Source organism: Weissella cibaria (genome assembly GCF_004521965.1).
GTDB lineage: Bacteria > Bacillota > Bacilli > Lactobacillales > Lactobacillaceae > Weissella > Weissella cibaria_A.
The window spans coordinates 1-651 of record NZ_SDGK01000034.1 but is presented as its reverse complement, the minus strand read 5'-3'; the positions used below and the strand labels follow the sequence as shown (position 1 = coordinate 651).

The window sequence follows — 651 nt, the reverse complement described above, 5'->3', positions numbered from 1 at the left end:
TAACCAGTTGATTGCTGACGGCAGCTTGTACATTGTAGGCCGGCTTGAGCTGGCCATTCATCATTGGGTCTTCCTTTACACGCATAAACGTGTCGTCGGTATCTGTTTTAGAATAGCTGTTACGGTTACCGAACGTAACCATTTGATTTTCGTATTGCACATTCTTATCACGAATTTCTTTCAGCTTGCGAGTTTGAGACTTCACAGTGCGTCGTTTTTGTTTAGCTGGATTTGGTGATACCTTTTTGGTTTCTTCCACAGCTCGGTCTAGCTCATCAATGTGCATCTCTAAGCATACAATAACATCATCCATATCATCAAACAACAATTCGGTTTCTTCATGAAAGAAGTCCGCTTGTGATGCTTTGATTTCTTCGAGAAGCGAAACTGCTTTGGCTTTGTTCAGTTCGCTGAAGCGAATGGTGTTTCTACGCCAAACAAACGAGTATTTGTTAGCGTTAGCCAGAATCTTCGTCCCATCGATAAACACGACATCATCAATGGCGCCTGCGGCGACTAATTGCTCACGCAACTTTGTAAACATCTCTAAGATAATTTGTTCCATACGACCATCAACTCTAAAACGATTGATTGCTCGATATGATGGAACTTGTCCTTGGGTTAGCCACATAGCTACTTTATTTTCATCCG

General features: G+C 42.1%; 1 pseudogene. It reads right to left on the bottom strand.

Features of this window, described 5'->3' with window-relative positions:
* Positions 1 to 565, bottom strand: a pseudogene (locus EST42_RS05310) (IS1182 family transposase); the annotation flags it as partial.
* Positions 566 to 651 lie beyond the last annotated feature (86 nt).